Below are 22,637 nucleotides of genomic sequence, written 5' to 3'. Positions count from 1 at the left end.
CCACCCCCGACCGTAGGGTCGGGACGTGCAGTTCCAAGGCTTCCCCGTCGCCGCGCTCGACTTCTACGACGACCTCGAGCTCGACAACACCAAGGCGTTCTGGGACGCGCACAAGACCGTCTACGACGAGGCCGTCAAGGCACCCTTCGTCGCCCTGTGCGCCGCGCTCGAGCCGGAGTTCGGGCCGGCCAAGATCTTCCGGCCCTACCGCGACGTCCGGTTCGCCAAGGACAAGACGCCGTACAAGACGCACCAGGGCGCGTTCGTCGCGAGCGGCCCGTCCATGGGCTGGTACGTCGAGCTCTCACCGCGGGGGGTGCGCGTCGGCGGCGGGTTCTACGAGGCGTCGGGCGCCCGCCTCGGCGCCATCCGCGACGCCGTCGCCGACGACAAGACCGGGCCTGCCCTGCGCCGCCTGCTGACCAGGCTCGGGAAGGCCGGCTTCGAGATCGGCGGCGAGCAGCTCAAGACGACGCCCCGCGGGTACGACGCCGACCACCCGCGGATCGACCTCCTGCGGCACAAGCAGGTCATCGCCAGCCGCAGCTACGGGTTCGAGAAGGTCATCCACACCCCGGCCGTCCAGACGCTGGTCCGCGACGACTGGCGCGCGCTGAAGCCACTGGTGACGTGGCTCCAGCGCGCGGTCGCCGGCGTGCCGGAGGACCTCAGGATCCGTTGAACCACACGGGGTCGAGCGCGATCTCCCTCAGCTGCGCGACGCCCAGCACCGGGTCCTCGCCCACCGTGGGCACGCCGTCCTCGTCGGGGGCGTTGTAGGCCGTGAGGCTGACCTGGCCGCCGTCGGGCCGGAACAGCGTGACCTCCAGGCTGACGATGTCGTCAGGGCTCTTGCCGCGCGGGTCGTCCTCGTAGGACGAGGCCCCGACCCAGGAGCCGTCCGGCAGCTCCTCGCAGCTGATGGTCATGGTGCTGCAGGTCTCGAGATCCTCCTGCGTCACCCGTTCCTCGGGCTGGGCCTCACCGCTGACCAGCGCCGTGACGCGCCCGCCGTCCCACACCACCGCACCGCCCTGGTAGAAGCCCCGCGGGCCCCAGTGGGCCGTCAGCGGCACCTCGACGACACCCCGGGAGGAGCGCATCCGCGAGACGTCGGCGGGCCACACGGTCGGCGACCCGACGTCGCCCGCGGGCAGCAGCGAGGTCAGCACGTCGGCCATGTCGTCGCGCTCGACGTCGGTCCACGGGTCGTTGTAGGTGTGGACGTCGACCTCGGTCGACGCACCGACACCCTCCGGACTGGTGAACCAGACGCGGCTGGTCGCGATCTCCTCGAGCCGGTCGACGGAGATCGGGGGCTCGGGTGTGACGAGCGGCGCCTCCTTGCCCTCGGCGGCGTTGTAGGACTGCGCGGTGACGACGTAGCCGTTCACCCACGCCGAGACGCTCTGCGAGGTGACCCCGTCGTGGTGCGCGGGTCCGTGGGTCAGGATCTGGACGCCCTCGCTGATCGTGCAGGTCGCCTCCGTGGACTCGCGGTCCTGGGCGGGGCACTCGGCGAGCGCGTCGGCGCGCTCGGCGACGAACGTGGTCAGCGTGCCGTCGACGAGGAAGTGCGCGACCCGGTGCGTCGCCTCGTCCACGAGGGGGTACGACGGGTCCTGCTTCAACGGTCCGACCGTCGCCTCCGGCAGGAGGTCGGCGAACGTGGCCGGCACGTCGGCGGCGGCGACGGCGAGGTCGGCCGACGCGACCCCGGCGGGACCCGAGACCTCGGGCGCGGACGACGGGGGATCGGACGTCGCCGCGTCCCCGGCGAAGGTGGGCTCGTTGCCGGGACCGCCTCCCGACGGCCAGGTGGTCACGCTCGCCGCGGCGCCGACGACGCCGACCACGGCGACCGCGGCGAGCGTGGTCCGGGCCCGACGGCGGCGTACGGCGCGACCGCGGGCGACGCCGTCGCGCACGAGTCGGTCGACGTCGGCCGGCAGCTCGTCGGTGGCGTCGCGCAGCAGGCGCGAGGCCGAGGAGTGGTCAGTCATGGGTGGTGCCTCTCTCGGGGTGGACGGTGAGCGAGACGTCGAGCAGCGGCCGCAGCCGGTCGAGGGCGCGCATCGAGCGGTTGCGCACCGCTCCCGGCGAGACCCCCATGCGCTGGGCGGTCTCGTCGACGCTGAGGTCCTCGAGGTAGCGCAGCACCAGCACGACGCGGTCGGCCGGGGCGAGCCCCTCGAGCGCGTCGAGCAGCGCCATCCGCGTCTCGGCGCCGACCGTGCCGTCGCCGACGGGACGGTCGGGCAGGTCGGCGTACGGTCGCTCGCTGCTGCTGCGCCGGCGGCGGTTGCTCAGGAACGTGCGCGTCAGCGCCGTCTGGGCGTAGGCCACCGGGTCGTCGATGCGGCTGCGCAACGGTGCGTGCCACCGGACGTAGACCTTGGCCAGGGTGTCCTGGACCAGGTCCTCGGCGAGGTGGGTGTCACCGCACAGCAGCCAGGCCGAGCGCAGCAGCACGGGAGTCCGCGCCCGTGCGAACTCCTCGAACTCCCCGGGCTGCAGCCCCTGCTTCGACATCTCACTCCTGGTTCGGTCGGCGTCACCCCCAAGGACGCCGGTCGGGCCGGACACGTCACACGCCGGTACCGGATTTCTCGCACTTGGAACTAGAACGCGTTCCAATTTCGACCGTACGATGCCTCCATGATCACCTCCGACGCCGTCACCTGGCTCGCGGCCGACGACCCGCACCCCGCACGGACGGCGAGCCAGCGGTCCTACTCCGCCGTCGCCAAGGGTGACCTGGCCGAGTGGCTCACGGTGTACGCCGAGGACGCCGTGCTCGAGGACCCGGTGGGCCCGTCGATGTTCGACCCCGAGGGCCGCGGCCACCACGGCCACGCCGGCATCGCGGCGTTCTGGGAGCAGGCGATCGCCCCCATCGCGACGTTCGCGTTCACGATCACCGAGTCGTTCGCCAACCCGGGCAGCAACACCTGCGCCAACCTCGGCAGCATCCGGACGTCGTTCGCCGACGGCTCGTCCACCGTCACCGACCTGGTCATGGTCTACGTCGTCGACGACGATGGCCGGGTGCGGTCGATGCGGGCGTTCTGGGAGCCCGAGCGCACGATGGCATCGTTCACCCAGGCCTGACGCTCCCGTCACCACCCGCTCACCTCCGCGTGCCACCGTGGAGGGCGTGCCGCGCCGCGCCTACCTCCACGTCGGACTCGACGACGGGTCGGGCGACGTCCTCCCCACCGCCCTGACCTCCCACTCCCACGCACTGCTCGACCTGCACGTGCGTGGCGCCGGGGATCCCGCCGCGACCTTCCGCGCGGCGCTCGACGTCCTCGGCGTCCACGACGAGTGGGGCTACGCCCGTGACGAGGTCGCCGGCGCCTGGGACGAGCTGGTGCGCCGGGCGCGCGCCGGACGCGACACGATCGTGGTGAGCCAGTCGCTGCTGGCCCGGGCGGACGCCGGGCGGGCGCGCGCGGTCGTCGACTCGCTCGACGGCTTCGACGTGCACGCGGTGGTCACCGCCCGCGCCCCCGACGCCTGGGTGCGAGCCGGTGACCCCGGGCGCGACCTCACCGAGGTGCTGCCCCGCTGGGCCGGCGCGGTCGGGGCGGCCGACCGGGTCCACGTGCTGCTCGGCGACCCCGCCAGCACCTGGCGGGCCCTGGGCCGGGTGGCCGACTTCGGCACCAAGTCCCTGCGCGTCCCCGACCCGCACGGCCCGCCCCCGCTGCCCACCGACCCCAGCCTCGCCGCGGCCTGGCGCGAGCTGCTCGGCTGCTCGTCGTACGACGTCGTCGGCGACGTCACCGCCCTCGACCCCACCCCGCTCCCCGACGACCCCCTCACCACCGCCGGCCGCGCCCTGACCGAGTCCCGGCACGAGGTCGAGCGCCTCCGCCACCGCAACGAGGAGCTCGAGCAGCGCCTCGCCAAGGTCGAGCGCAAGCGCCGCAAGCTGAAGCGCCGGCTGTCGGAGCTGTCGTAGCGCTCGCGGCGTGGTCTCGAGACGGTTCCTAGCGGAACCTCCTCGACCAGCGTGGGTCACCCAGGTGCGCCAGCCTCGCCGGGTCTCGCCCGGCTCGACCAGCGTGGGTCGCCCAGGTGCCCAGCCTCGCCGGTGGTCTCGAGACGGTTCCTAGCGGAACCTCCTCGACCAGCGTGGGTCACCCAGGTGCGCACCTGACAGGAGCTCTCGCAGCGTGGGTCGCCCAGGTGCCCAGCCTCGCCGGTGGTCTCGAGACGGTTCCTAGCGGAACCTCCTCGACCAGCGTCGGTTACCCAGAGCGTCAGCCTCGCCGGCGCTCGCCCGGCTCGACCAGCGTCAGCGAGCGAAGGTGCCGAGCCGTAGGCCGCCAGACCACCGGAGCCACCGCAGACGCCAACCGCGGCGCGGCAGCGCGGCGGGCCGGCGTGACGCGGCCGACGACAACCGCAACCACGAGCGAACGCCACCGGCCGCGACACGGCAGGGCCCGACGCGCTCGCGCCATCCAGCTAGTGCGGCTGCCAGGCGTCCTCGTCAGCGGTCCGGGAGGTGACGGCCTTGGGGAGCTTGCCGTCGGAGAGCTGCTGGATGGAGACCTGCTCGAAGACCTCGCGCAGGGAGCGGCGGGCGGCGATCCAGACGTGCTGGAGGACGTCGGCCTTCTCGTTGTAGCTGACGGACTCGGGGCGCAGGCCGTAGACGGAGACGAGGGGGCCGTCGACGGCGCGGATGACGTCGGCGACGGAGACGTCGGAGGCGGCGCGGCCCATCCGCCAGCCGCCGGACTGGCCCCGCTGCGACATCACGATGCCGGCGCGGCGGAGGTCGGCGAGGATGGCCTGGAGGAAGCCGTGCGGGATCTCCTGCAGCCGGCCGAGCTCCTCGGCGCTGACCGCCTTGCCGTCCCCGCGGTCTGCCATCTCGATGAGAGCCCGCAGGGCGTAGTCGGACTTGGCGGAAACTCGCATGAGGCCAGTGTGTCAGATATGTCGCCTCGGACACTGGACCAACGCGACCCCGGCGGCCGCCCCGGTTTGTCACCCCGTGGCACGGTGGCTGTGGCGGCCGTCACACCCGGTCGTCCCGCCCGCGCCCTCTCGGAGCCACCATGCCTGACGCGCACGACGCCGACCACGACTCCGACCACGACGGGCCATCGGCGGCCTCCGCGGCCTCGGCGCCGCTCGACCTGCTGCTGGCCGACGCCGCCAGCAGTCCGCTGCGCCGCTTCCTCCCGGGCATGTCCGGGGTCCGGTTCGCCGGGCGCCTGGCCCGGCACCCCGGCACCGTGGCGCGTCGTACGGCGTCGCTCACCGCCGAGCTCGGACGCGTCGTGGTGGGCCGGTCGGACCTGGCGCCGCACCCCAAGGACCGGCGGTTCGCCGACGACGGCTGGAGCAAGAACCCGTTCCTGCGACGCACCCTCCAGGGCTACCTGGCCACCGGGGAGGCGGCGCGGGGCGTCGTGGCGGACGCCGGGCTGGGTTGGGGCGACGGCCAGCGGATCGAGTTCATCGTCGACAACCTGGTCGAGGCCTCCGCGCCGAGCAACAACCCGCTGCTCAACCCCAAGGTCCTCAAGCGGATCGTGGACACCGGGGGCGGCAACCTGGTCGAGGGCGGCCGTCGCTTCGTGCGTGACTTCGCCACGGCCCCGCGGGTGCCGTCGATGGTCGAGCCGGACGCGTTCACCGTCGGCGAGGACCTCGCGATCACCCCCGGCGCCGTCGTGCACCGCACCGACGTCTTCGAGCTGATCCAGTACACGCCGCAGACCCCCCGGGTCCGCACGGTGCCGTTGCTGATCGTGCCGCCGACCATCAACAAGTACTACGTCATCGACCTCGCCCCGCAGCGCAGCCTGGTCGAGCACCTGGTGGGTCAGGGCCAGCAGGTCTACTGCATCTCGTGGCGCAACCCCGACAAGCGGCACGCCGACTGGGACCTGGACACCTACGCCGCCGCGATCCTCGAGGCCATGGGCGTCGCTCAGGACATCTCGCGTCAGGAGCAGGTCGCCCTGCTCGGCATCTGCTCCGGCGGCATGATCGCGGCGATGACGCTCGCCCACCTCGCCGCGACCGGCGGCCTCGAGCAGGTGGCGGCGTTCAGCCTCGCGGTCACGGTGCTCGACCAGGAGCACGCCGGGCTCCCGAGCGCGCTGCTGTCCCACAAGGCGGCGGCCGCCTCGACCCGCGCGTCGGCCGAGAAGGGCTACCTCGACGGTCGTGCGCTCGCCGAGGTCTTCGCCTGGCTGCGTCCCAACGACCTGATCTGGAACTACTGGGTCAACAACTACCTGCTGGGCCACGCCCCCAAGGCGTTCGACATCCTCTACTGGAACGCCGACCCGGTGCGGATGACGGCAGCGATGCACCGCGACTTCATGGACCTGGCGATCCGCAACGCCCTCCCCCAACCGGGCGCCGCCACCGTCCTCGGCACCGAGGTCGACCTGGGCGCGGTCGACACCGACAGCTACGTCGTCGCCGGCATCGCCGACCACCTGTGCGCCTGGGAGTCCTGCTACCGCACCACCCAGCTGCTGGGTGGCCGATCACGCTTCGTGCTCTCCACCAGCGGCCACATCGCCGCCATGGTCAACCCGCCCGGCAACGCGAAGGCGAGCTACCAGACCGCGCCCGACAACCCGCCGGACCCGGCCGCGTGGCTGGCGTCGGCCACGAAGAGCTCCGGCAGCTGGTGGGACGACTACGCCGCCTGGCTCGCCGACCGCACCGGGCCCGAGCGCGGCCGGCCGCGTCGTCTGGGATCCGCGCGGCACGAGCCGCTGTGCGACGCACCGGGCACCTACGTCCATGACCGGTGAGCCCGACCGGTTGCGCACCGTCGTCGTACGACGCATCCCCGTGCGCGTCTCGGTGCGGCCCGCGAGCGGCGCTCTCGCCGCCGACCCGCCCCTGCTGCTGTGCAACGGGATCGGCGCCTCGCTCGAGGCGCTGCAGCCGCTGGTCGACGCGCTCGACCCGGGACGCGGGGTGGTCCGGTTCGACGTGCCCGGCGTGGGCGGCTCGCCGCTGCCGCCGTCCCCCTACACGATGCCCGGCCTGGCCTCGTGGCTCGCCGCCGTGATGACGACGCTCGGCCACGGCACCTTCGACGTCCTGGGCCTGTCCTGGGGCGGTGGCGTGGCCCAGCAGCTGGCCTTCCAGTCCCGTCGCCGCGTACGCCGCGTGGTGCTGGTCGCCACGGGCACCGGGTCGCTGATGGTGCCGGCCCGGCCCGACGTGCTCGGGATCATGCTCACCCCGCGCCGCCACCGTGATCCCGACTACGCCGCCCGGGTCGCCGCGAGGATCTACGGCGGCTCGATGCGCACCGACCCCGCCCGCGGTGCCCGGCTGCTGCACGCGACCACCAGGTCCGGTCCCAAGCGCGGCTACTACTACCAGCTCCTCGCCGGCGCGGGCTGGTCGAGCCTGCCCGGGCTGCCGTTCCTGCGCCAGCCGGTGCTGGTGCTGGCCGGCGACGACGACCCGATCATCCCGCTCGTCAACGCCAGGGTGATCACGCGCCTCGTCCCCGACGCGACACTGCACGTGTACCAGGGCGGCCACCTCGGCGTACTCACCGAGAGCGACGAGCTCGCCCCCGTCATCGAGTCCTTCCTCTCCGCCGAGACCCGCCCGACCGCCCAGGAGCCCGCATGAGCACCGACACCGACCCCGACGAGACGCCGTTCTCCGACTTCCTCGGCATCGAGCTGCTCCTGGAGGAGCAGGACCGCGCGCTGCTGAGCCGGGTCCGGGCCTTCATGACCCGCGAGGTCGAGCCGGTGATCAACGACTACTGGACCCGCGCCGCGTTCCCGCACGACCTGCTGCCCGGCCTGGCCGGCCTGGGCATCGCCGGACTGACGTACGACGGCCCGGGGTGCCCGGCCCGCGGCGCCCTGGTCAACGGGCTGGTCGCCATGGAGATGAGCCGCGTCGACTCCTCGATCGGCACCTTCGTCGGGGTGCACGGCGGGTTGGCGATGGGCTCGATCATGCTCTGCGGCTCGGAGGAGCAGCGCGAGCGCTGGCTGCCGGCGATGGCACGGATGGAGCTGATCGGGGCCTTCGGGCTCACCGAGCCCGAGACCGGGTCGGCGATCTCGCAGGGGATGACCACCACGGCCCGCCGCGACGGCGACGCGTGGGTGCTCAACGGGCGCAAGAAGTGGATCGGCAACGCCACCTTCGCCGACCTGGTCGTCATCTGGGCTCGCGACGAGGACGACGGCCAGGTCAAGGGCTTCGTCGTCCCGGGCGACGCCGCGGGGTTCACGGCGACCAAGCAGGAGGACAAGATCGCCCTGCGGGTCGTCCAGAACGCCGAGATCGACCTGGTCGACGTCCGGGTGCCCGAGGCCGACCGCCTGCAGCGTGCCGACAGCTTCAAGGACACCGCGCGGGTGCTCCGCGTGACCCGGATGGACGTCGCCTGGCAGGCCGCCGGCTGCGCCCGCGGCGCGTTCGAGCACGCGCTGCGCTACACCAAGCAGCGTCAGCAGTTCGGCCGCCCGATCGCGTCGTTCCAGCTGGTGCAGGACCTGCTGGTCAAGATGCTCGCCAACGTCACGGCGTCCACGACGATGAACGCCCGTGCCTCGCAGCTGCAGGACGCGGGCCGGCTGCGCGAGGAGCACGCGTCGCTCTGCAAGGCCCACAGCACCGTGCGGATGCGCGAGACCGTCGGGTGGGCACGTGAGGTCCTGGGCGGCAACGGCATCCTGCTCGAGCACCACGTCGGCCGGTTCGTGGCCGACGCCGAGGCCATCTACTCCTACGAGGGCACCCGCGAGATCAACACCCTCATCGTCGGGCGGGCGATCACCGGGGAGAGCGCCTTCGTGTGACCAATGCCGTGTTGCCTCGGCGGGCCGGCCCCCTTACCATTAAGTTACTGGTCGGTAGTGTCGCTTCGCGAGACACCGGGCCTCGAGAACACCGACGAGATCAAGGACCGCCGTGAGCCACTACAAGTCCAACCTGCGCGACATCGAGTTCAACCTCTTCGAGGTGCTCGGTCGCGACGAGATCCTGGGCACCGGCCCGTTCACCGACATCGACGCCGAGTCGGCGCGCTCGATCCTCGGCGAGGTCGAGCGCCTCTCCCGCGAGGACCTCGCCGCGTCGTACGAGGACAGCGACCTCAACCCGCCGGTCTTCGACCCGGCCACCCACACCGCGCCGCTGCCCGAGTCGTTCAAGAAGAGCTACCAGGCCTGGATGGACGCCGAGTTCTGGCGCCTGCAGATCAACGAGGACCTCGGCGGCACGCCGGCGCCCTCGTCGCTGGTGTGGGCCACCGCCGAGATGGTGCTCGGCGCCAACGCCCCGGTGTGGATGTACGCCGCCGGCCCGGCGTTCGCGCAGGTCGTCCACCGCAACGGCAACGAGCGCGACCAGCGCATCGCCCAGATCATGGTCGAGCGGCAGTGGGGCTGCACGATGGTGCTCACCGAGCCCGACGCCGGCTCCGACGTCGGCGCCGGCCGCTCCCGGGCCACGCTCAACGACGACGGCTCGTGGAACATCGAGGGCGTCAAGCGCTTCATCACCTCGGCCGAGCACGACATGAGCGAGAACATCATGCACCTGGTGCTCGCCCGCCCCGTGGGCATCGAGGGCGTGGGCGGTCCGGGCACCAAGGGCCTCTCCCTGTTCCTGGTGCCCCACCACCACTTCGACCACGAGACCGGCGAGCTGACCGGCGAGCGCAACGGCGTCTACGTCACCAACGTCGAGCACAAGATGGGCATCAAGGTCTCCAACACCTGCGAGGTGACGTTCGGCGACACCTCCGTCGGCGGCGGCGAGCCGGCCAGGGGCTGGCTGCTCGGCGAGGTCCACCACGGCATCGCGCAGATGTTCCAGGTCATCGAGAACGCCCGGATGATGGTGGGCACGAAGGCGATCGCGACGCTGTCGACCGGCTACCTCAACGCCCTCGAGTACGCCAAGGAGCGCCAGCAGGGTGCCGACCTGACCCAGTCGGGCGACAAGACCGCGCCGCGCGTCACCATCACCCACCACCCCGACGTCCGCCGCTCGCTGATGGTGCAGAAGTCCTTCGCCGAGGCGATGCGCTCGCTGGTCCTCTACACCGCCACCTGGCAGGACGAGATCCAGCTCGCCGAGCACGCCGGCGAGGCGCAGAGCGAGCGGACCAGGCTCGCCAACGCCGTCAACGACCTGCTGCTCCCCATCGTCAAGGGCTACGGCTCCGAGCGCTCCTGGGTGCTGCTCGGCACCGAGTCGCTGCAGACCTTCGGCGGCTCGGGCTTCCTGCAGGAGTACCCGCTCGAGCAGTACGTGCGCGACGCCAAGATCGACACCCTCTACGAGGGCACGACCGCGATCCAGGGTCAGGACTTCTTCTTCCGCAAGATCGTCAAGGACCAGGGCAAGGCCCTCGGCCTGATCGCCGGCGAGATCCAGCAGTTCATCGACTCCGAGGCCGGCAACGGCCGGCTGAAGACCGAGCGCGCCCTGCTCGCCACCGCGCTCGAGGACGCCAACGCCCTGGTCGGCCACATGATCAACGACCTCATGTCGGCCCAGGAGGAGATCCGCAACATCTACAAGGTCGGCCTCAACACCAGCCGCCTGCTGATGGTGCTCGGCGACGTCGTGTGCGCCTGGCTGCTGCTGCGCGGCGCCGAGGTGGCGCTGACCAGGCTCGGCGGCGAGGTCTCCGCCAAGGACAAGGCGTTCTACGAGGGCAAGGTCGCCGCGGCCCAGTTCTTCGCGCTGCACAACCTGCCGAAGATCTCCGCCGAGCGCGCCATCGCCGAGGCCACCGACCTCGCGCTGATGGACCTCGACGAGTCCGCTTTCTGATCCACCCCCACGCTGACCCGTCGTACGTGTACGGCGGGTCAGCGTCGTTTTTCGCCTCGCTGACAACCCTCGGACGCTCCCGACCGCTTTGTGACAGCGGGAGGGAGCGTGACGGTGGAGGCTGTGCGGGTGCGCGACGAACCGGCCGAGCGGGTCGACGGCTTCGACGCGTTCGTGCACGCCCGCGGCGACGCCCTGTGGCGCTCCGCCTGGCTGCTGACCGGTGACGCCCAGCTGGCCGAGGACCTCGTGCAGACCGCGCTCGCCAAGTGCTACCGCGCCTACGACCGGGTCGGCCCGAGCGGGTTCGAGGCCTACGTGCGGCGCACCCTGTTCACGACGTACGTCGCGTGGTGGCGGCGCAGGTGGAACGGCGAGCGTCCGGCCGCATCGCTGCCGGAGCCGGCCGTCGCCGTGGGGGACCCGGGCCTGCGCCACGACCTGCTGGCCGCCCTGGCAAGGCTGCCGCGGGGCCAGCGGGCGGTCCTCGTGCTGCGCTACTTCGAGGACCTCACCGAGCGCCAGACCGCTGACCTGCTCGGCATCTCGGTCGGCACCGTCAAGAGCCAGGCGTCCCGCGGCCTGACCTCCCTCCGCGACTCACCGCTGCTGCGACCGGAGGATCTCGATGACTGACGAGGACGCCTGGCGCGAGACCTTCGCCGACGTCGTGCCGGCCCCGCCGCCCACGCCCGATCGCGCCGCGGGTGCCCGCGCCCGCGCGCAGCGCTCGCGCCGGCGGCGTACGGCCGGAACGGTGCTGGCCGCCGCGGCCGCGGTGGCCGCCGTCGCGGTGGTGCCCGGCTTCGTGGGCGGTGAGGGCGGCGTGCCCGGGCCACACTCCCCGTCGAGCCCGGCGGGCCGCGCCGCCGAGCCGGTCTGCCCGGCCGTGCGGGTCGACGTCGCGCAGGACGGACCCACCGAGGTCGGCGACGACGTGGTCGGCGCCCGGCTCTGCTCGGGACCGGCGTCCGGGTTCGTCGCGCCCGACGTGGTCATCGGCGCCAGCGACGCGGCCGACCTCGCCGAGCAGGTCGACCGCCTCGACCCGCTCCCTGTCGGGATTGTGTGCACGCAGGAGGCCCCCCGCCCGTACGTGATCGTCTTCGCCCTCGCGGACGGCTCGGCGCAGACCGTGCACGGCGACACCAGCGGTTGCGCCGTCGTCACCGTCGGCGGCCTCGAGCGGCGAGGGGCCGACGCGCTCCTCGAGACCACCCTCGCCACGGCGCGGGGCTCCGAGGCCAGGTCGGCGGATCCCACCTGCCCCGTCGACAGCCGGGCCGACGCGCTCACCGGGCCGCCCGAGGTCGCGGCCGGGGCGGTCGTCGCGCGGCTCTGCCAGGGTCCGGGCCTCCCGGTCCACGCCCCCCTCGACGCGCTGAGGACCGACGTCGACGACCTCGTCGCGCTGGTCAACGGCGCCCCGGTGCGCGAGGGCACGAGCTGTCTGCGCGACGGCGGCCTGGGGTACTCCCTCGTCCTCGGCTACCCCGGCGGCGCCACGCAGACCGTCACCGGCGAGCTGCGCGGGTGCCGCGCGCTCACGGTCGGCGGCGTCATGCGGGAGGACCCCCAGCGGGTGCTCGATGCCTACGTCGACCTGCTCCGCGCGCAGCGCGAGCCGCTCGACGTCCTCCACGACGCCCCCACGCCCACGTGCCCCGGCGACGAGGAGGGCGAGTCGGTCGTCGGCGAGGTCACCGAGATGACCGACGCCGTCCTCTGCGTCCAGTACGAGCCCGACCGGCCCCGACCCGACCGGTCGGTGCCGGTCAGCCCCGAGGAGCTGCAGGTGCTGCTCGCCGACCTCGACCGGGAGGGCAGCCGCGACCGGCCGATGGGCGGCTGCGGCTTCCCCCCGGCGATCTCCCTCATCGGCACCACCGCGTGGGGCGACCGGGTGGTCCTGCGCGACTACTGCGGCACCTGGGTCGTCGGCGACACCTTCGTGCCGCGCAGCACCGAGGCCCACCAGGTCCTCGAGCGGCTCCAGGACGAGGCCGGTGGCGACCCGCCGCCCCGGGTGAGCGCCGAGACCTCCCCCGAGGCGCTGGTGCCGGCGTACGTCGACCTGCACCACCTCGGCCTGCACGACGAGGCGCGCGCCCTGTGGCTCGATCCCGACGACGCCGGCATCGCCCCGCCCGGCACGCGGGTCCGGTTCGAGCTCCTCGACGCCGTGGCCGTCGAGGTCGAGGCCTGGCGCGACGCCGCGGCGGTGACGGGCACCTACCGGGAGGGCGAGGGCGCGGCCCGGGAGGTCACTTTCGTCGTGGTGCGCGACTCGTCGGACGAGCCCTACCGGATCCTGCGCCTCGCGTGAGGACCGCCCGGGCTCAGCGCGGCCGCTGCAGCACCCGGGCGTCCGCACGCACGGCCTCGCTCAGCCGCGCCAGCGTCGGGGAGTCGAGCCGCCACCGCTGCCAGAACAGCGGTACGTCGACGTGGTCACGTGCCGACAGGAGCACGAGCGCACCCGAGGCCAGGTCGGGGTCGAGCTGGGGGGAGGGCAGCAGCCCCCAGCCGAGGCCGAGGCGGACCGCCTCGTGGAAGTCGGCGGACGTCGGCACCCGGTGCACGGCGGGCGGCGGCCCGAGGCCCCGGGCCACCAGCAGGTCGTGCTGGAGCGCGTCCTTGTCGTTGAAGACGACCACCGGCATCCGCGCCCAGTCGTAGCCGCGTCCCTGCCGCCACCGGTCGGCGAAGCCGGGCGTCGCGGCCGGCCGGTAGCGCATCGACCCGAGCGGCTCGACGGAGCAGCCCTGCACCGCGACCGGGTCGGAGGTGACCGCTGCCAGCACGTCGCCCCGCCGGAGCAGGTCGGCCGACCAGGCCTGGTCCTCGACGTGCAGGCGCAGCGTGACGCCGTCCCAGGCGGCCACCTGGGCCAGCACGCCACGGAACCAGGTCGCCAGCGAGTCGGCGTTGACGGCGACCGGGAGGTCGAGCACCGCGCGGGTGGCGACGTCGAGCTCGGCGCTCGCCTCGTCGCGCACCAGCGCCCACTGCCGCGCCAGCCGGACCAGCCGCTCGCCCGCCGGGGTCGGCACGCACGGGGTCGACCGGCGTACGAGCACCTGCCCGGCGGCCGACTCCAGGGCACGGATGCGCTGGCTCACCGCACTGGTGGTCACGTGCAGGTGCCGCGCGGCGGCCTCGAAGGTGCCGTGCTCCACGATCGCGGCGAGGGCGGCGAGCTGGTCGGGCTGCATGAAGCAATGCTAAACGCTGTGCAGATAGTTGCGCTGGCCTGAACCCCACCGAGGCGCCTACCGTCGTCCCGTGCTCACCTCCGCCGCCGCCGGCCTGCTCACCGGCCTCACCCTGATCATCGCGATCGGCGCCCAGAACGCCTTCGTGCTGCGCCAGGGGCTCGCCCGTCGGCACGTCGGTCCGGTGGTCGCGGTGTGCGCGATCAGCGACCTGGTGCTCATCGTCGGCGGCGTCGCGGGCATCGGCACGATCATCGAGCGCGCCGGGTGGGTGATCGACGTCGTGCGGTGGGTCGGCGTCGCGTTCCTGGCCTGGTACGGCGTCATGGCGCTGCTGCGGGCGCGTCGCGCCGAGTCGCTGCAGGCGGCCACCGGTGACTCCGCGACCCTCGGCCGGGCGCTGCGGACGGCGTTCGCCCTCACCTGGCTCAACCCGCACGTCTACCTCGACACCGTGCTGCTGCTCGGCTCGATCGCCAGCACCCACGACTCGCGCTGGTGGTTCGCAGCGGGTGCCGGGGCCGGCAGCATCATCTGGTTCACCGGCCTGGGCTACGGCGCCCGGCTGGCCCACCGCGCCCTCTCGACCCCCCGCGCCTGGCGGGTGCTCGACGTCGTGATCGGGCTGACCATGCTGGCGATCGCGACGGGCCTGGCACTCGGGGGTTGAGCCGCGCCTCGGGAGGCAACAATGCGCACATGTCGCAGCAACCGCCGTACGGCTCCGAGGACCCGAAGCAGCACCCCTCCCAGCCCTACCAGCCCTACACGCCGTACTCACCGGGTGGCTACCCCAACCCCTACCAGGCCTACCCGCAACGGCAGGACCACACGACGCGCAACGTCCTGCTCGCCGTCGGGGGCACCATCCTCCTCGTGTGCGGCGGGATCCTCGCGTTCTTCGTCTGGGGCGTCTCCAACATCGACAGCTCGTTCGACAACGACTACCCCGGCTCGGAGGACGACCCGCTCACGGTCGCCGAGGGCGCGGCGTTCGAGATCCGCGGCTTCGACTACGACGAGGGCTGGACGGTCACGACGGCCCCCGACGGGAGCGTCGAGATCACCGGCGTCCGCGCCACCAACAACCGGGACGACGAGGACTCCGAGTCGACCAGCGTGAGCTTCCGCTTGTACCAGGGCAACGAGCAGCTGGCGACCGTCGACTGCCGGGGCGGGGTGCGCGTGGCGCACGGCCGGAGCGTGACCCTCGAGTGCTCCACCTACGACGAGGACGTCACCGGGTTCGACGAGATCGAGGTCTACGACTCGTCCTGGTCGGAGTGACGCCACCGCTCCCCGCCACCGCCCTAGAGTCACCCGCATGACCGACGCGGAGAGACTGGCGGGCTACGTCGAGACCTGGTGGCAGGCGGTGCAGGACCTGGTCGCGGTGCTCGAGCAGGTGCCCGACGCGCAGTGGGCGTCCCCCACCGACCTGCCGGGCTGGGACGTCCGGGCGTGCGCCGCCCACACCGCCCACCTGGAGGGCGTGCTGGCCGGCAACCCGGAGGAGACGGCCGAGGTCGGCGAGCCGGCGCACGTCACCGGCCTGATGGGGCTCTACACCGAGATCGGGGTGCACAACCGCCGCGACCACTCCCCCGCCCAGATCGTCGCCGAGATCCGGGAGGTCACCACGAGGCGCCACGAGCAGCTGGTCGCCGACCCGCCCACCGACCCGGCCGGCCGGCCCCCGGTCATCTTCGGCGGGGTCCCGTGGACGTGGGAGGTGCTGCTGCGCAACCGCCCCCTCGACGTCTGGATGCACGAGCAGGACGTACGCCGCGCCGTCGGGCTGCCCGGCGGCCTCGACTCGCGTCCCGCCCGGCACACCGCCGACTACCTCACCGAGAGCTTCGGCTTCGTGGTGGCCAAGAAGGCCGGCGCCCCCGCCGGCACCACGGCCGTCCTCGACGTCGCGGGCAGCCCGACCCTCGCGTTCTCGGTCAACGACGCCGGGCGCGGCGAGCGGCTCCCCGACGTCCCGGCCGACCCGACGCTCACCGTGCGCACCGACCGCGAGTCGTTCGTGCTGCTCGCCGGCGGCCGTCGTACGCCGCCACCGGGGTCGGTGGTCGTCGAGGGCGACACCGCCCTGGGTGAGCGCGTCGTCGCGGCGATGGCGACCACGCCGTGACCGCCCCGGTCGACCCCTGGACCGTGGCCGACATCCCCGACCAGGCCGGGCGGACCGCCGTCGTCACCGGTCCCTCGATCGGCGGGCTCGGCCACCACACCGCGCTCGAGCTCGCGCGCCGAGGCGCACGGGTGGTCCTGGCCGGACGCACCGTGGCCAAGCTCGACGAGACGACCGAGGCGATCACGGCCGAGGTGCCGGCCGCGCAGGTCGAGCAGCTCGTCGTCGACCTCTCCGACCTCGACTCGGTCCGCAGCGCGGGCGCGGCCGCCGCCCGCCTGGGCGCGATCGACGTCCTGGTCAACAACGCCGGCGTGATGGGCACCGCGCGGCGTCGCACCACCGACGGTCTCGACCTGCAGCTGGCCACCAACCACTTCGGCCCCTTCCTACTGACCGGCCTGCTGCTGCCCCAGCTCGTCACGAGCGGCGCGGCCACCGTGGTCACGGTGTCGTCGGTCTACCACCGCTACGCCGGCCGCGCGCCGCTCGGCGACCCGACCGCCGCCGGGCGCGGGCCCTACCGGAAGTGGCGGGTCTACGGCCAGTCCAAGCTGGCCAACCTGCTGTTCACCCTCGAGCTCGACCGCCGGTGCCGCGAGGCCGGCGTACCGGTCAAGGCGCTGGCGGCGCACCCCGGCTTCGCCGGCACCCACCTCGCGGCCAACGGCCAGTACGGCCGCTCCTCCGGCGGCGTCGCCTCGGTGCTCGACGCCGGGATCAGGGCCGTGTCGCAGCCCGCGGCCCACGGCGCCTGGCCGAGCCTGATGGCGGCGACGGCCGACCTGCCCGGTGGCTCGCTGGTGGGCCCCAGCGGGCCCGGCGAGATGGGCGGACTGCCGCAGGTCACCACCGGCACCCGCGCCTCCCGCGACCCGGACGCCGCCCGGGCGCTGTGGGAGCTGAGCGAGCGGACCACCGGCATCTCCTACCCCTGACCGCCGGGAATGGTTGATCCGTCAACTAGGTTGGGAGGGTCATGAAGAAGATCGGGTTCCTCAACTTCGGCCACTGGACTCCCTCGCCGCACTCCCAGGTGCGCACGGCGTCCGACGCGCTGCTCCAGTCGATCGACCTCGCGGTCGCGGCGGAGGAGCTCGGCGTCGACGGCGCCTACTACCGGGTGCACCACTTCGCCCGCCAGCTCGCCTCGCCGTTCCCGCTGCTGGCGGCGATCGGTGCCCGGACCAGCCGGATCGAGATCGGCACCGGCGTCATCGACATGCGCTACGAGAACCCGCTCTACATGGCCGAGACCGCCGGCGCGGCCGACCTGATCTCGGGCGGACGGCTGCAGCTCGGCATCAGCCGCGGGTCACCGGAGCAGGTCATCGACGGCTACCGCTACTTCGGCTACCAGCCCGCCGAGGGCACCGACCACGCCGACATGGCCCGCGAGCACACCCGGGTGCTGCTCGAGGCGCTGCGCGGCGAGGGCTTCGCCGAGCCCAACCCGCGGCCGATGTTCCCCAACCCGCCGGGCCTGCTGCGGCTCGAGCCGCAGTCCCCAGGCCTGCGCGAGCGGATCTGGTGGGGCGCCGGCACCCGCGCGACCGCCGAGTGGACCGCCGAGCAGGGCATGAACCTGATGAGCTCGACCCTGCTCGGCGAGGACACCGGCGTGCCGTTCCACCAGCTGCAGGCCGAGCAGATCGCGAGGTTCCGCTCCGCGTGGACCGCCGCGGGTCACGACCGGGAGCCGCGGGTCTCGGTCAGCCGCAGCGTCTTCCCGATCGTCAACGACCTCGACCGCGCCTACTTCGGCGGCGAGTCGCGCAGCCAGGACCAGGTGGGGATCATCGACGGCGGCACCGCCCGCTTCGGCAAGACCTACGCCGGCGAGCCCGACCAGCTCGTCGCCGCCCTCGCCGAGGACGAGGCCATCGCCGTCGCCGACACCCTCCTGCTCACCATCCCCAACCAGCTCGGCGTCGACTACAACGCGCACGTGCTGGAGTCGGTGGTCGAGCACGTCGCGCCGGCGCTGGGTTGGCGCTGAGCGTGGGGCGGTGGTCTCGAGACGGTTCCTAGCGGAACCTCCTCGACCACCGTGGCTGACGGTGGTCGAGGGAGGCGCGCCAGCGCCTGTCTCGAGACCACGCGGCCCTCACGGGGGCGAGGTCGTGCCGACACCGTGACCCGGAGGTGGTTCGATGGCGGCCATGGCCGACCCCCGCGCTGGACAGCCCGCCGACCCCGCCGACCTGGTCGACGTCGCCCACCTGGTGACGGCGTACTACACTGGCGTCCCCGATCCGGGGGGCGAGGACTGGGTCGACCAACAGGTCGCGTTCGGCACCAGCGGCCACCGCGGCTCGTCGTTGCGCACGTCGTTCAACGAGACCCACATCCTCGCCACCACCCAGGCGATCTGTGACTACCGCGCGCAGCAGGGCTACGACGGGCCGCTGTTCATCGGCCGCGACACCCACGGGCTCTCCGAGCCGGCCTGGGCGACGGCGCTGGAGGTGCTGGCGGCCAACGACGTGACGGTGCTGGTCGACTCGCGCGACGCCTACACCCCGACCCCGGCGGTCTCGCACGCGATCATCCGGGCCAACGCCGGGAAGACCTCCGGGCTGGCCGACGGGATCGTGGTGACGCCGTCACACAACCCGCCGGCCGACGGCGGCTTCAAGTACAACCCGCCCCACGGCGGGCCCGCCGACTCCGACGCGACGTCGGTGATCGCCGCGCGGGCCAACGAGCTCATCCGCGCGGGGCTCGACGGCGTGCGCCGCACGCCGTTCACGCGCGCCCGTCGGGCTGCGGAGTCCTACGACTTCCTCGGCTCCTACGTCGACGACCTCCCGTCGGTGGTCGACCTCGCCGCGATCAGGGACGCCGGGGTGCGGATCGGCGCCGACCCGCTGGGCGGGGCGTCGGTGCACTACTGGGGCGAGATCGCCGACCGGCACGGGATCGACCTGACCGTGGTCAACCCGCTGGTCGACGCGACCTGGCGCTTCATGACGCTCGACTGGGACGGCAAGATCCGGATGGACTGCTCCTCCCCCGACGCGATGGCCTCGCTGGTGGCCCGGCGCACCGAGTTCGACATCGCCACCGGCAACGACGCCGACGCCGACCGGCACGGCATCGTCACCCCCGACGCGGGGCTGATGAACCCCAACCACTTCCTGGCCGTCGCGATCCAGTACCTGTTCGGCGGCGCCCGTCCCGGGTGGCCGGCCGGCGCCCGGATCGGCAAGACCCTGGTCTCGTCGTCGATGATCGACCGGGTCGCCGCCGGCCTCGGCACCCCGATGGTCGAGGTGCCGGTCGGGTTCAAGTGGTTCGTCCCCGGCCTGATCGACGGGTCGTTCGGGTTCGGCGGCGAGGAGTCGGCCGGCGCGTCGTTCCTGCGCACCGACGGCTCCACCTGGACCACCGACAAGGACGGCCTGCTGCTCTGCCTGCTCGCCTCGGAGGTCCTGGCCATGACCGGCCGGACGCCGAGCGAGCACTACGCCGACCTGGTCGCCCAGCACGGCGAGCCGGCGTACGCCCGGATCGACGCGCCGGCCACCCGCGAGCAGAAGGCGGCGCTGGCCGCCCTGTCCGCCGACGCCGTCACCGCCACCTCCCTCGCCGGCGAGCCGGTCACGGCCAAGCTCACCGAGGCCCCCGGCAACGGCGCCCGCATCGGCGGGCTCAAGGTCACCACGGAGTCCGCGTGGTTCGCCGCCCGTCCCTCCGGCACCGAGGACGTCTACAAGATCTACGCCGAGTCGTTCCGCGGCCCGGACCACCTCGCCGAGGTGCAGGACGCCGCCCGCGAGGTCGTCGGCGCCGCCCTCGCCGCCGGCCAGGACGGCTAGGCACCCGCGGGGGCGACAGCCCGGCGCGACCCGACCAGGGCGGCCACCAGCGTGAGCGCCACGCAGGTCGCGACGATCGCGCCGAGCGGCAGCCAGGGCACGGTGAACGGCTGCTCGGCCACGTCGGCCGAGGTGGCCGACCGGACCGTCCAGCCGACCACGGCGGTGATCGCACCGCCGACGAGCAGCGCCGCGGCACCCACCAACCCGGCCTCCCACAGCGCCATGCGCCGCAGCTGCTCGCGGCTCGCGCCCAGCAGTGCGACCGTGCGCAGCTGGGCGCGGCGTTGGGACGCCCCGACGAGCACCGAGTTCACGATGGCGATCGCGGCGTACAGCCCGGCCGGGCCGAGCAGCACCCACAGCCCCAGGTCGTTGCTCGCCCGGGTCTCGGCGTCGCGCTCGTCGATCCAGGCGTCGGCCGTCAGCGCCCGGGCGTCGGTGCCGGCCAGCAGTGCCGTGAGGTCGTCGGCGCCGGGGTCGACGAAGTACGCCTCGGGCACGGTGTCGCGCAGCCCCTCGGGGACCAGGGCACGCCCGACGAGGATGTCGGCGTAGAGGTCGGGCGCGTCGGGGACGACCGCGACCACGCGGCCACCGAGCAGCCGGTCGCCGAGGTCGACGCCGGCGTCCGTCCTCCAGCTCTCGGTGACGGCGACGCCACGGTCGAGCCCGGCGAGGTCGCCGCGCACGGCGACGAGCCCGCGGGCGGGCCCGGCGGTGTCCGGGTCGACGACCTCGACGACCTCCTCGATCTGCTCCGCACCCACGGGCATCGAGACCGTGACGCGCGCGTCCACGAGCGGCAGCCCGGCCAGCCGGTCGCCGACCGCCGGGTCGCCCCCGGCGTCCACGACGTATGGCGCCGCCAGCCGCTCGCGGTCGAGGCCGACCACCCAGTCGGCGGTGAGGCTCAGGGTCAGGATCATCGACCCGGCCACGGCCGAGATCGCCAGGATCGGCGCCGCCAGCGCGACCGGCGTGCGCACCGCGGTGCGCACGTGGTCGCGGGCCAGCCGCGCGGACACGTCGCGGCCGACGAAGGGCCGGCCGAGGAGCCCGGCCAGCGCCGGGAAGATCCAGCCGCCGAGGCAGTAGAGGCCGAGCACGACGAGCTCGGGGACGAGGACGGCGCTGACCAGGGCGAACACCGGGCTGGCCTCCCGCACCACCACGAGGGCGACCGCCGAGCCACCGAGGGACACGGTGCCGACCACGAGCTGCCAGGCGCTCGGCCGGCGCCGCTCGACCCCGGCCTCGGCGAAGGCGGCCACCGGTGAGACCCGCGAGGCGCGCTTGGCCGAGCGCCGGGCGCCGAGCAGCGCGACCACGACGCCGCTCGGGGCGGCGATCGACCAGGGCAGCCAGGGTGCGGGCATCGTCAGGTCGACGGGGACCAGCCCCTGTGACCGCACGAGCGCCACGAACGCCGGTGCGGCCACCGTGCCGACCAAGCAACCGAGGACCGAGGCGACGACGGCCACGATCGCCGACTCGCCCTGCACCATCCGCCGCACCTGGCGCGGCGTGGCACCGACCAGCCGCAGCAGCCCGAGCTCGCGGCGCCGGGTGGCGACGACGAAGCCGAAGGTGCTGCCCACGACGAAGACCGCCATGAACACCGCGACCCCCGACATGATCCCGAACAGGCTGGTCAGGTCGGCCAGCGCGAGGCGCTCGGCCTCGGTCACCCGGCCCTCCTGGCTGGTGTCCTCGACCGCGACCCCGACCGTGATCGACATCGTCAGCAGCGCCACCCCGAGCGCGAGGGCGACCAGCGCCCCGACGTACGGCGGCCACGAGCTGCGGACCGTCTGGCGGCTCAGCCGCAGCATCATCATCGCTCGAGGTCGTTCATCGTGGCGGCGATGGCGGCGGCGTCGGCGCGGTCCAGCCGGCCGACGACGACGCCGTCCTCGAGGAACAGCGTGCTGTGCGCGTACGACGCCGCGAGCGGGTCGTGGGTCACCATCACCACCGTCTGGCCCCAGGTGTCGGAGGCCTCGCGGAGCAGCTCGAGCACCCTGCGACCGGACGTCCGGTCCAGCGCACCCGTCGGCTCGTCGGCGAACAGGACGTCGGGACGCAGGTGCAGGGCCCGGGCGATCGCCACGCGCTGCTGCTGGCCGCCCGACAGCTCCGGCGGCCGCCGCCGGGCCTTGTCGTCCAGGCCCACCTGGGCCAGCGCGCCCAGCACCGCGGCCCGCTCGACCCGCCGCCCCGCGAGCCGGGCCGGCAGCGCGACGTTGTCGAAGGCGGTGAGCGCGTCGAGCAGGTTGTAGGCCTGGAAGACGAACGCCATCGACGTACGTCGCAGCCGGGTGAGCTCGGCCTCCCCGAGGCGCCCGAGCGGCACGTCCCCGACGACGACCTCGCCGCGCGTGGGCCGGTCGAGACCGGCCGCGACCTGGAGCAGCGTCGACTTCCCGGAGCCGGACGGGCCCATCACGGCGGTGAAGGTGCCGCGCAGGAAGGTGTGGGTGATCCCCCGCAGCGCGTCGACGTCGCCGGCGCGCGAGCGGTAGGTGCGGGAGACCCCGTCGAGGGCGACGGCGACGGACGGGGCGGCGGGCGGGGAGGCGAGGGGCGCGACAGCGAGGTTCATGCCTTCTAGGAAACCGCCGCGCCCACTCCCGGGCACTGGCC

Annotated in this window: 21 protein-coding genes; 15 read left to right on the top strand and 6 right to left on the bottom strand. The window is 73.5% G+C overall.

The window, feature by feature from the left end:
• Positions 1 to 25: 25 nt before the first annotated feature.
• Complete coding sequence (locus tag AC4MBH_RS00840) at positions 26 to 682, top strand: DUF2461 domain-containing protein (RefSeq protein ID WP_491792431.1); 657 nt, start codon at positions 26 to 28, stop codon at positions 680 to 682.
• Here AC4MBH_RS00840 and AC4MBH_RS00835 read toward each other — a convergent pair.
• Both AC4MBH_RS00835 and AC4MBH_RS00830 read right to left on the bottom strand, forming a co-directional pair.
• Complete coding sequence (locus AC4MBH_RS00835) at positions 669 to 2,003, bottom strand: hypothetical protein (protein ID WP_491792430.1); 1,335 nt, start codon at positions 2,001 to 2,003, stop codon at positions 669 to 671. The genes AC4MBH_RS00840 and AC4MBH_RS00835 overlap by 14 nt on opposite strands.
• Positions 1,996 to 2,532: a SigE family RNA polymerase sigma factor gene (locus AC4MBH_RS00830; RefSeq protein WP_491792429.1), complete on the bottom strand. Its 537-nt coding sequence runs from the start codon at positions 2,530 to 2,532 to the stop codon at positions 1,996 to 1,998. Before AC4MBH_RS00830 ends, AC4MBH_RS00835 begins: the two co-directional genes overlap by 8 nt.
• A 126-nt stretch (positions 2,533 to 2,658) precedes the next feature.
• On the opposite strand from AC4MBH_RS00830, the gene AC4MBH_RS00825 reads away from it, so the two are divergent.
• Together AC4MBH_RS00825 and AC4MBH_RS00820 are read left to right on the top strand one after the other, a co-directional pair.
• The gene (locus AC4MBH_RS00825; protein WP_491792428.1) at positions 2,659 to 3,111 is read left to right on the top strand and encodes a nuclear transport factor 2 family protein; all 453 of its coding nucleotides are present in this window, start codon (positions 2,659 to 2,661) and stop codon (positions 3,109 to 3,111) included.
• 46 nt (positions 3,112 to 3,157) lie between these two features.
• The gene (locus AC4MBH_RS00820; RefSeq protein WP_491792427.1) at positions 3,158 to 3,967 is read left to right on the top strand and encodes a coiled-coil domain-containing protein; all 810 of its coding nucleotides are present in this window, start codon (positions 3,158 to 3,160) and stop codon (positions 3,965 to 3,967) included.
• A 509-nt stretch (positions 3,968 to 4,476) separates the two neighbouring features.
• On the opposite strand, the gene AC4MBH_RS00815 is transcribed toward AC4MBH_RS00820, so the two are convergent.
• Positions 4,477 to 4,935, bottom strand: a complete 459-nt coding sequence (locus tag AC4MBH_RS00815; protein ID WP_491792426.1) for an RrF2 family transcriptional regulator — start codon at positions 4,933 to 4,935, stop codon at positions 4,477 to 4,479.
• Between the two features lie 140 nt (positions 4,936 to 5,075).
• On the opposite strand from AC4MBH_RS00815, the gene AC4MBH_RS00810 reads away from it, so the two are divergent.
• From AC4MBH_RS00810 to AC4MBH_RS00785, 6 genes are all read left to right on the top strand, one after another.
• Positions 5,076 to 6,797 carry a PHA/PHB synthase family protein gene (locus AC4MBH_RS00810; RefSeq protein ID WP_491792425.1) on the top strand — a complete coding sequence of 574 codons (1,722 nt, stop codon included), beginning with the start codon at positions 5,076 to 5,078 and terminating at the stop codon, positions 6,795 to 6,797.
• Positions 6,787 to 7,638, top strand: a complete 852-nt coding sequence (phaZ, locus tag AC4MBH_RS00805) for a poly(3-hydroxyalkanoate) depolymerase (RefSeq protein ID WP_491792424.1) — start codon at positions 6,787 to 6,789, stop codon at positions 7,636 to 7,638. The genes AC4MBH_RS00810 and phaZ overlap by 11 nt, the downstream gene beginning before the upstream one ends.
• Complete coding sequence (locus tag AC4MBH_RS00800) at positions 7,635 to 8,828, top strand: acyl-CoA dehydrogenase family protein (RefSeq protein ID WP_491792423.1); 1,194 nt, start codon at positions 7,635 to 7,637, stop codon at positions 8,826 to 8,828. The genes phaZ and AC4MBH_RS00800 overlap by 4 nt, the downstream gene beginning before the upstream one ends.
• Before the next feature lie 112 nt (positions 8,829 to 8,940).
• Entirely contained in the window at positions 8,941 to 10,815 is a 1,875-nt protein-coding gene (locus tag AC4MBH_RS00795) for an acyl-CoA dehydrogenase (protein ID WP_491792422.1), read from the top strand.
• 129 nt (positions 10,816 to 10,944) lie between these two features.
• Positions 10,945 to 11,451, top strand: coding sequence for a SigE family RNA polymerase sigma factor (locus AC4MBH_RS00790; protein ID WP_491792421.1), 507 nt, complete (start codon positions 10,945 to 10,947; stop codon positions 11,449 to 11,451).
• Positions 11,444 to 13,141: a hypothetical protein gene (locus AC4MBH_RS00785; protein WP_491792420.1), complete on the top strand. Its 1,698-nt coding sequence runs from the start codon at positions 11,444 to 11,446 to the stop codon at positions 13,139 to 13,141. The genes AC4MBH_RS00790 and AC4MBH_RS00785 overlap by 8 nt, the downstream gene beginning before the upstream one ends.
• Positions 13,142 to 13,154: 13 nt before the next feature.
• Here the strand turns inward: AC4MBH_RS00785 and AC4MBH_RS00780 are convergent, their stop codons facing one another.
• Positions 13,155 to 14,030, bottom strand: coding sequence for a LysR family transcriptional regulator ArgP (locus tag AC4MBH_RS00780; protein ID WP_491792419.1), 876 nt, complete (start codon positions 14,028 to 14,030; stop codon positions 13,155 to 13,157).
• Positions 14,031 to 14,100: 70 nt separating this feature from the next.
• On the opposite strand from AC4MBH_RS00780, the gene AC4MBH_RS00775 reads away from it, so the two are divergent.
• From AC4MBH_RS00775 to pgm, 6 genes are all read left to right on the top strand, one after another.
• Positions 14,101 to 14,700: a LysE/ArgO family amino acid transporter gene (locus tag AC4MBH_RS00775; RefSeq protein ID WP_491792418.1), complete on the top strand. Its 600-nt coding sequence runs from the start codon at positions 14,101 to 14,103 to the stop codon at positions 14,698 to 14,700.
• A 29-nt stretch (positions 14,701 to 14,729) separates the two neighbouring features.
• A complete protein-coding gene (locus AC4MBH_RS00770) occupies positions 14,730 to 15,317 on the top strand; it encodes a DUF3824 domain-containing protein (RefSeq protein ID WP_491792417.1) in 588 nt (195 codons plus the stop codon).
• A gap of 37 nt (positions 15,318 to 15,354) precedes the next feature.
• Positions 15,355 to 16,170 (top strand): maleylpyruvate isomerase family mycothiol-dependent enzyme, encoded by an 816-nt coding sequence (locus tag AC4MBH_RS00765; protein ID WP_491792416.1) that lies wholly within the window; start codon positions 15,355 to 15,357, stop codon positions 16,168 to 16,170.
• Positions 16,167 to 17,108: an oxidoreductase gene (locus AC4MBH_RS00760; RefSeq protein ID WP_491792415.1), complete on the top strand. Its 942-nt coding sequence runs from the start codon at positions 16,167 to 16,169 to the stop codon at positions 17,106 to 17,108. The genes AC4MBH_RS00765 and AC4MBH_RS00760 overlap by 4 nt, the downstream gene beginning before the upstream one ends.
• 41 nt (positions 17,109 to 17,149) lie before the next feature.
• On the top strand, positions 17,150 to 18,169 hold the full coding sequence (locus tag AC4MBH_RS00755; protein ID WP_491792414.1) for an LLM class flavin-dependent oxidoreductase: 1,020 nt from the start codon (positions 17,150 to 17,152) through the stop codon (positions 18,167 to 18,169).
• A 163-nt stretch (positions 18,170 to 18,332) separates the two neighbouring features.
• Positions 18,333 to 19,991 (top strand): phosphoglucomutase (alpha-D-glucose-1,6-bisphosphate-dependent), encoded by a 1,659-nt coding sequence (gene pgm / locus AC4MBH_RS00750; RefSeq protein WP_491792413.1) that lies wholly within the window; start codon positions 18,333 to 18,335, stop codon positions 19,989 to 19,991.
• Here pgm and AC4MBH_RS00745 read toward each other — a convergent pair.
• The gene (locus tag AC4MBH_RS00745) at positions 19,988 to 21,832 is read right to left on the bottom strand and encodes an FtsX-like permease family protein (RefSeq protein WP_491792412.1); all 1,845 of its coding nucleotides are present in this window, start codon (positions 21,830 to 21,832) and stop codon (positions 19,988 to 19,990) included. The two genes, pgm and AC4MBH_RS00745, sit on opposite strands and share 4 nt — an antisense overlap.
• Entirely contained in the window at positions 21,829 to 22,596 is a 768-nt protein-coding gene (locus AC4MBH_RS00740) for an ABC transporter ATP-binding protein (protein ID WP_491792411.1), read from the bottom strand. Before AC4MBH_RS00740 ends, AC4MBH_RS00745 begins: the two co-directional genes overlap by 4 nt.
• Positions 22,597 to 22,637 lie beyond the last annotated feature (41 nt).

This window comes from Nocardioides sp. WJ219 (genome assembly GCF_058559815.1).
This window is presented reverse-complemented; position numbering and strand designations above follow the sequence as displayed.

Excerpts from the sequence above, each read along its gene's own strand:
- AC4MBH_RS00835 (WP_491792430.1), bottom strand. The coding sequence starts at position 2,003 with ATGACTGACCACTCCTCGGCCTCGCGCCTGCTGCGCGACGCCACCGAC.
- AC4MBH_RS00830 (WP_491792429.1), bottom strand. The coding sequence starts at position 2,532 with ATGTCGAAGCAGGGGCTGCAGCCCGGGGAGTTCGAGGAGTTCGCACGG.
- AC4MBH_RS00825 (WP_491792428.1), top strand. The coding sequence starts at position 2,659 with ATGATCACCTCCGACGCCGTCACCTGGCTCGCGGCCGACGACCCGCAC.
- AC4MBH_RS00815 (WP_491792426.1), bottom strand. The coding sequence starts at position 4,935 with ATGCGAGTTTCCGCCAAGTCCGACTACGCCCTGCGGGCTCTCATCGAG.
- AC4MBH_RS00810 (WP_491792425.1), top strand. The coding sequence starts at position 5,076 with ATGCCTGACGCGCACGACGCCGACCACGACTCCGACCACGACGGGCCA.
- phaZ (WP_491792424.1), top strand. The coding sequence starts at position 6,787 with ATGACCGGTGAGCCCGACCGGTTGCGCACCGTCGTCGTACGACGCATC.
- AC4MBH_RS00800 (WP_491792423.1), top strand. The coding sequence starts at position 7,635 with ATGAGCACCGACACCGACCCCGACGAGACGCCGTTCTCCGACTTCCTC.
- AC4MBH_RS00785 (WP_491792420.1), top strand. The coding sequence starts at position 11,444 with ATGACTGACGAGGACGCCTGGCGCGAGACCTTCGCCGACGTCGTGCCG.
- AC4MBH_RS00780 (WP_491792419.1), bottom strand. The coding sequence starts at position 14,030 with ATGCAGCCCGACCAGCTCGCCGCCCTCGCCGCGATCGTGGAGCACGGC.
- AC4MBH_RS00770 (WP_491792417.1), top strand. The coding sequence starts at position 14,730 with ATGTCGCAGCAACCGCCGTACGGCTCCGAGGACCCGAAGCAGCACCCC.
- AC4MBH_RS00765 (WP_491792416.1), top strand. The coding sequence starts at position 15,355 with ATGACCGACGCGGAGAGACTGGCGGGCTACGTCGAGACCTGGTGGCAG.
- AC4MBH_RS00755 (WP_491792414.1), top strand. The coding sequence starts at position 17,150 with ATGAAGAAGATCGGGTTCCTCAACTTCGGCCACTGGACTCCCTCGCCG.
- pgm (WP_491792413.1), top strand. The coding sequence starts at position 18,333 with ATGGCCGACCCCCGCGCTGGACAGCCCGCCGACCCCGCCGACCTGGTC.
- AC4MBH_RS00745 (WP_491792412.1), bottom strand. The coding sequence starts at position 21,832 with ATGATGATGCTGCGGCTGAGCCGCCAGACGGTCCGCAGCTCGTGGCCG.
- AC4MBH_RS00740 (WP_491792411.1), bottom strand. The coding sequence starts at position 22,596 with ATGAACCTCGCTGTCGCGCCCCTCGCCTCCCCGCCCGCCGCCCCGTCC.